Source organism: Synechococcus sp. H60.3, from assembly GCF_047462295.1.
Classification (GTDB): domain Bacteria; phylum Cyanobacteriota; class Cyanobacteriia; order Thermostichales; family Thermostichaceae; genus Thermostichus.
In genome coordinates this window covers 1-1,117 of record NZ_JANSIY010000210.1, presented here as the reverse complement: position 1 = coordinate 1,117, position 1,117 = coordinate 1, and the positions used below count along the sequence as shown (strand labels likewise).

Sequence of the window (1,117 nt, the reverse complement as noted above, 5' to 3'; positions counted from 1 at the left end):
CTTGCGCTCGACTGCCCGCGCGAGTCGGCGCACGGCAGGCTCGATGTCGGGCAGCCGCTTCGGGTCGCTGAGGTCGTCCAGCGCGGGGTTAAGGAACCGATAGGCGGCTTCGCGGTCGGTGTAGCCCCGCGCGACCAGCACCCGCGCCAGCACGGGGCTAATGTTCAGCTCGCTCGCCAGCTGCGTCGCTTTCGCCTCATCCGTTGCACGCACGCGCCATCGGTACCGCGCCATAGGATGGCGTATTGTACCCAACGCCCAACAGGTACAATCTACCCACTATGGGACACCTACTCTTAGTTGGCGCAGACAGCACTATCGGTCAGTCCGTTGCGAAGGCGTTTATGGAAGACGAATGGGAAGTGTGGGCGATTGGACGCCATGCGGAGCGGTTCGCGCAGGGCGTTCAGTGGGCGCACATGGTAAGCGATGTCGCTGATGAGTCGGCGATGCAGGCGGCGGCGCAGGCACTGCAAGCGCACCTGCAGTCGCTGGGCGACCGCCAAGTGGACGCGCTGGTGTACGCCGTCGGCGACATCACGGCGCAAAAAGTCGCCGAGATGCCGCTGGAGGCGTGGCGGCGCATCCTGGATGCGAACCTCACGGGCGCGTATGTGGCGACCCGTGTCTTCAGCCCGCTGTTCAGCCCCGAACCGCACCTGTTCTACATCGGCGCGATGAGCGAGAAACTGGCGCTGCCTGGCTTGAGCGCGTATGCGACGGCGAAGGCGGGGCTGGAGACCTTCGCGCAGGTGCTTGCCAAAGAGCAGCCGCGCTGGAAAATCACCGTCGTGCGCCCTGGCGCAGTCGCCACCCGCTTCTGGGAGCGCGTGCCGTTCCGCATGCCGCCCAAAGCCCTCCAGCCTGAAGATGTCGCCCTACGCATTCTGGAGGCGTACTACAACGAGCAGAAGGGCACGCTGGACATCCTCCCCGAATGAGAGCGATTGAGCCAATCCCCGACGCGATGCAGGCGGCGGTGCTGCACGCCTACGACGGCGCGCCCGACTCGATGCGCGTCGAGACGCGCCCCGTGCCGCGCCCCCAGCGCGGGCAAGTGCTGGTCAAGATGACCGCCGTGCCGATTAACCCCTCCGACCCTGGCTCTTATCCACAT

The 1,117-nt window shown here is 65.9% G+C and carries 2 protein-coding genes and 1 pseudogene; 2 read left to right on the top strand and 1 reads right to left on the bottom strand.

Annotation, left to right across the window (positions count from 1 at the left end; all coding sequences use genetic code 11):
• Window positions 1-234 (bottom strand): annotated as a pseudogene (locus NW841_RS12835) (hypothetical protein); the annotation flags it as partial.
• Window positions 235-281: 47 nt separating this feature from the next.
• Here NW841_RS12835 and NW841_RS12830 point away from each other — a divergent pair.
• Window positions 282-941 carry an SDR family NAD(P)-dependent oxidoreductase gene (locus NW841_RS12830; protein ID WP_414386779.1) on the top strand — a complete coding sequence of 220 codons (660 nt, stop codon included), beginning with the start codon at window positions 282-284 and terminating at the stop codon, window positions 939-941.
• Window positions 938-1,117: hypothetical protein (locus NW841_RS12825; RefSeq protein ID WP_414386777.1), on the top strand; the 180-nt coding region annotated here is incomplete at its 3' end. The genes NW841_RS12830 and NW841_RS12825, both read left to right, overlap by 4 nt.

Excerpts from the sequence above, each read along its gene's own strand:
- NW841_RS12830 (WP_414386779.1), top strand. The coding sequence starts at position 282 with ATGGGACACCTACTCTTAGTTGGCGCAGACAGCACTATCGGTCAGTCC.